At 73.3% G+C, this 5,306-nt stretch carries 6 protein-coding genes; 5 read left to right on the top strand and 1 reads right to left on the bottom strand.

Features of this window, described 5'->3' with window-relative positions; translation table 11 throughout:
- From GUY61_RS34215 to GUY61_RS34200, 4 genes are all read left to right on the top strand, one after another.
- A partial coding sequence (locus GUY61_RS34215; RefSeq protein ID WP_166634212.1) for an HNH endonuclease family protein occupies positions 1 to 543 on the top strand: 543 nt, incomplete at its 5' end.
- 242 nt (positions 544 to 785) lie between these two features.
- Positions 786 to 2,447 (top strand): alkaline phosphatase D family protein, encoded by a 1,662-nt coding sequence (locus GUY61_RS34210; protein WP_166634211.1) that lies wholly within the window; start codon positions 786 to 788, stop codon positions 2,445 to 2,447.
- Between the two features lie 248 nt (positions 2,448 to 2,695).
- Positions 2,696 to 3,343: a VTT domain-containing protein gene (locus GUY61_RS34205; protein ID WP_166634210.1), complete on the top strand. Its 648-nt coding sequence runs from the start codon at positions 2,696 to 2,698 to the stop codon at positions 3,341 to 3,343.
- Positions 3,344 to 3,512: 169 nt separating this feature from the next.
- Entirely contained in the window at positions 3,513 to 4,067 is a 555-nt protein-coding gene (locus tag GUY61_RS34200) for a hypothetical protein (RefSeq protein WP_166634209.1), read from the top strand.
- Between the two features lie 11 nt (positions 4,068 to 4,078).
- On the opposite strand, the gene GUY61_RS34195 is transcribed toward GUY61_RS34200, so the two are convergent.
- Positions 4,079 to 4,306: a DUF2277 domain-containing protein gene (locus GUY61_RS34195; protein WP_166634208.1), complete on the bottom strand. Its 228-nt coding sequence runs from the start codon at positions 4,304 to 4,306 to the stop codon at positions 4,079 to 4,081.
- A 112-nt stretch (positions 4,307 to 4,418) separates the two neighbouring features.
- Here GUY61_RS34195 and GUY61_RS34190 point away from each other — a divergent pair.
- On the top strand, positions 4,419 to 5,306 hold an 888-nt coding region (locus GUY61_RS34190), incomplete at its 3' end, for a serine hydrolase (RefSeq protein ID WP_398957917.1).

Raw genomic sequence — 5,306 nt, 5'->3', positions numbered from 1 at the left:
CTCCCCACCCCCGTGAGCGCCTCCACCGCCCGCTCCTACCTGGCCTCGCTCACCGTGGCCACCGAGGACAGGACCGGCTACGACCGCGACCTGTTCAACCACTGGATCACCATCAGCGGCACCTGCAACACCCGTGAGACCGTCCTCAAGCGCGACGGCTCGAACGTGGTCACCGACTCGGCCTGCGCCTCCACGAGCGGCAGCTGGTACTCGGTCTACGACGGCGCCACCTGGACCGCCGCCTCCGACCTCGACATCGACCACCTCGTGCCGCTGGCCGAGGCCTGGGACTCCGGCGCCGACGGCTGGACCAGCACCAAGCGCCAGAACTTCGCCAACGACCTGACCCGGCCGCAGCTCATCGCCGTCACGGACAACGTGAACCAGGCCAAGGGCGACCAGGACCCGGCCACGTGGATGCCCTCCCGCACGGCCTACCACTGCACCTACGCCCGCGCCTGGGTCCAGGTGAAGTACTACTACGGCCTCTCGGTCGACTCCGCGGAGAAGTCCAAGCTCACCAGCGTCCTCAGCGGCTGCTGATCCGGACACGGCCGCCCGCCGGGCGCCGGCCCGCCGGGCACCACCGTGCATGGTCCGACACCGCCGTGCAAGGACCAGAGCGCCGTGCGCGAACCGGACCGCCGACCCCGTCCGGCGACCTCCACGGACCACGCCGGAACCCCCCGGACAGCATCCGGGCGGAAAACACCCGCGCGGAAAACTCCCCCGCCCCCTCGTCGTTCCGTACCGTACGAAGCCGGGACGACGAAGGGGGTGCCCGCATGACCGACCTGCGGCTGGGGCCGCTGCTCCGGTACGTCGACTGGGAGCGCGGCGACACGGCGACCGTCTGGGTCGAGACGGGCGGGCCCTGCACCGCCGAGGTCGTCTGTGCCGACGGTGCGGGCGGCACCGCGCGCACCTTCCTGATCGCCGGCCACCACTACGCCCTCGTACCGGTCACCGGCCTGACCCCCGGCACCCGGACCACGTACCGCGTGCTGCTGGACGGCGGCCAGGTGTGGCCACCCGCCGACCCGGCCTTCGACCGGTTCCCCGCCAGCGCCATCGGCACCCCCGCGCCGGGCGAGTCCACCGTACGGGTCTCCTTCGGCTCCTGCCGCTGGGCCGCTCCGCCCTCCGGGGAGCACGATCCGGTCGGCGCCGACGCCCTCGACACCCTCGCCTCCCGGCTGGCCGCCCATCCCCCGGACACCTGGCCGGACGTCCTGCTGCTCCTCGGCGACCAGGTGTACGCCGACGAGACCTCGAAGGCTACCCGCGCCTGGCTCGCCACCCGGCGGAACCTGGACGAGCCCCCGGGTGCCCAGGTCACGGACTACGAGGAGTACACGCGCCTCTACTACGAATCCTGGCTCGACCCCGGCGTGCGCTGGCTGCTCTCCACCCTTCCCACCTGCATGATCTTCGACGACCATGACGTCATCGACGACTGGAACACCAGCGCCTCCTGGCTCGCCGGTATCCGGGCCACCCCCTGGTGGCAGGAGCGCATCCTCAGCGGCCTGATGTCGTACTGGGTCCACCAGCACCTCGGCAACCTGCCGCCCGCCGAACTCGCCACCGACGAGCTCTACACCGCGGTGTGCGCCGCCCCCGACGGCACGGACCTGCTGCGCCGATTCGCCTCCGAGGCCGACCGGGCGCCCGACACCGTGCGCTGGAGCTACCGCCGCGACTTCGGCCGGGTCCGGCTGGTGATGGTCGACACCCGGGCCGGGCGGGTGCTGGCCGAGCAGGACCGCTCGATGCTCGACGAGAAGGAGGCCCAGTGGCTGCGCGACCAGGTCCTGGGCGACCGGGGCGGGTACGACCACCTGCTGCTCGGCGCCTCACTGCCCTGGCTCCTCCCCCGGTTCATACACGACGTGGAGGCGTGGAACGCCGCGCTGTGCCGGGGTGAGCGGGGCCCGCGCTGGGCGCGGATCGGGGAGAAGGTGCGCAGGGGGGCCGACCTGGAGCACTGGGCGGCGTTCCCGGAATCCTTCGCGGACCTCACCCGGCTGCTCACGCAGGCGGGCACCGGCCCGGACGCCCCGTCGACGGTGTGCGTGCTGTCGGGCGACGTCCATCACGCGTACATCGCGGAGCCGCGGTGGCCGGCGGGGCAGGCGCCGTCCGCCAAGGTTCTGCAGCTGACCTGCTCGCCGGTGCACAACTCCATTCCCGCGTCGATACGCTGGGGTTTCCGCTTCGGCTGGAGCGAGACGGCCAGACGGCTGGGGCGGCGCATCGCACGGCACGGGCGGGTCGGGGAGCCGCTGGTGGACTGGCTCAGGACGGGCGGTCCCTGGTTCGGCAACCAGCTGATGACCCTGACGCTGCGCGGCCGGCGAGCCGCGCTCGCCCTCGACCAGGCACGGCCGAAGCCCGGCGGCGGCGCCCAACTGGTGCGGGCGATGGAGACCGACATCGCCCCGTGACGGTCCCGCGACGGCACCCGGTCTCCCCCGCGCCCGCCGTTCCCGGTCCGGGCCCGTCGTCGTACACCGCCGCGGGGCCGCCCCGGGACACACGTGATACGAAAGTGACGCGAAAGGTTTTCGATCCCGGCCAGTCGCCGACCGGTCACAAGGCGTACTCTGTATGGCTGTACAGCGCGCCCCGCCGCCCCTGCCGCCTCCCTCGCGACGTCGCGGCGTTCCGACCGAGGGAACGGGGGAGTCCGAAGGTGCTCGAAAGTGTGGGGCCGCTGGCCGCCGGCCCGTGGATCTATGTGATCGTCGCCCTCTCCGTGCTTCTCGACGTCTTCCTGCCCGTGCTGCCCAGCGGCGTCCTCGTGATCACCGCGGCCACGGTGGCGGCGGCAGGCACCACGACGGCCCAGGCAGCGGCCCGGGCCGCCGAGCCCGCCGTCCCCGATCTGCTGGTCCTCATCCTGTGCGCTGCCACCGCGTCCGTGCTCGGCGACCTCGTCGCGTACCGGCTCGCCTGGCGGGGCGGTGCCCGCCTGGACCGCGCCATCGCCCGCTCGCGCCGGCTGCGCACCGCCCAGGAACGTCTCGGCGCGGCTCTCGCCAAGGGCGGCGGCTCCCTCGTCGTGATCGCCCGCTTCGCCCCGGCGGGCCGCTCCGTCGTCTCCCTCGGCGCGGGCGCCGCCCACCGCCGGGTGCGCGAGTTCCTCCCCTGGTCGGCCCTGGCGGGCCTGGCCTGGGCGGGATACAGCGTCGGCCTCGGCTACTTCGGCGGCCAGTGGCTCGGTGCGACCTGGCTGGGCGCCGCCATCTCGGTCCTGGCGCTCGCCGCGGCCGGCGCGGGCGCGGCCTATCTCGTACGGCGACCGGCCCCCTCGCGGACCCCGGCGGCGACGGCGGGCTGAGCCCGGGCCGCGCCGACGGCGGCAAGACCAGGCCGGCAAGACGAGGCCGGCGAGGCGAGGACCGGTCGGACGGGGCCGGCCCGACGGGGGCTCCCCGGTCGGCCCAGCCGGTCACCCGTTCACCCGCCCCGGATCGCCGCGCACCTCCGTCACTCCTAGCGTCCGGATCATGACGCGCAGAGCGTCCGCGCCGTACGGAGGAGACCCGATCATGCGTCTGACGCGCCCCAGCACCCTTCGCCTCGTGGCCGCGGCGGCACTCGCCGCCGCCCCGGTCGCCCTCGTCGCGCCGTCCGCGCACGCGGACGGCGCGACCGGCAGCCCGAACGCCACGGTCTCGCCGAGCAGCATCGCGGTGGGCGGCACCGTCACCCTGAACATCACGGGCTGCGGGACCAAGGCGGCGACCGCCACGTCCACCGCCTTCGGAGCGGTGGCCCTGCAACCGACGAACGCCCAGGCCACGCACCTCTCCGGCACCGCCGTCATCAACCAGAACGCCACGACGGGCTCCCACCCGGTGAACTTCAGCTGCGGCCCCGGCAACAGCCGGACCGTGACGGTCTCGCTCAGCGTGGTGCCGGGCGGGGTGCGCGGCGGCCTCGGCGGCAGCGTCGAGCGGCTCTCCACCACGGAGCTGGTGATCGGGGGCACGCTGGTCGCGTCGGCCCTGGGCGGCGGCTTCTGGCTGCTGCGCCGCCGCGCGTCGCACCGCGCCTCATAGACTCCGGCCGCTCAGGACGCCGCGGAACGGGACCCTCGTACCTCCAGATCCCGGAGCAGCGTGCGGGTCGCCTCCGTCACGGCGTCCACGGCCTCGTCGAACACGGCGCGGTTGTGCGCGGCGGGGGCGCGGAAGCCGGAGACCTTGCGCACGAACTGCAGGGCTGCGGCCCTGATCTCCTCCTCGGTGGCTTCCTCGGGGAGGGCGGGCGGTCGGAGCGTCTTGATGCTGCGGCACATGTCTCCAGTGTGCGCCCCGCACCCCCCGGCGCGCCCGTACAACTTTCGGGACCGCTGGCGAGTCATCTGGCTGACGCGCTCAGCCAGATGACGGACCAGAGGACCGACACCCGTGACTTCCGCCCGGAAACACCTACGCAGATCTCTCCCGCCCGCGGCCCTGCTTACCGCGGCGTGCCTGGCCGTTCCCCTCGCCGCCGCCCCGGCCGGCGCGGCGGTCCCGACGCGGGCCTCGGCCACCGCCAACGGCTCCACGGTGGTGTGCACCTCCGAACGCACGGGGCTGGCGGCGAAGCTGGCAGGCGGCATCGCGGCCTCGCTGTCCGGCCGAGCCTCCACGGTCGCGCTCACCCTCTACGACCGTCCGACGGGGACGAACTGCACGCTGCGCCAGGACAAGAGGTACGACTCTGCGAGCGTGGTGAAGGTCATCGTGCTGGCCGCACTGCTGCAGAAGGCCGCGGAGGAGAACCGCTCGCTCACCTCCCGCGAGGTCACCCTCACCAAGGCGATGATCACAACGTCGGACAATGACGCCACCACCTCCCTGTGGCGGCAGCTCGGCGTCCCCCGCATCCAGAGGTTCCTGACCAGCGCGGGCATGACCCAGACCGTCCCGGGCGCCGACGGCTACTGGGGCCTGACCCAGATCACCGCCCGCGACCAGCAGAAACTGCTGAAGATCCTCACCTACCGGAACACGGTGCTGAGCACGAACTCCCGTACCTACGCCCTGGACCTGATGAACAAGGTCGTCTCCTCCCAGCGCTGGGGCGCTCCGGCCGGCGCCCCGGCCTCCGCCAGGATCCACGTCAAGAACGGCTGGCTCCCCCGCGCCACCCACGGCTGGCGCGTCCACAGCATGGCGGCCTTCACCGGTAACGGCCACGACTACGGCATTACGGTCCTGACCTGGAACAACAACTCAATGGACAGCGGCGTCGCCACCATCCAGGCGGTCGCGAGGGCCATTCACGGGACGATCCCGGACCCCCCGACC

The organism is Streptomyces sp. GC420, assembly GCF_009916105.1.
Classification (GTDB): domain Bacteria; phylum Actinomycetota; class Actinomycetes; order Streptomycetales; family Streptomycetaceae; genus Streptomyces.
Note: the sequence above shows the minus strand (reverse complement) of the source record. Positions and strands in the feature narration are given on the sequence as shown.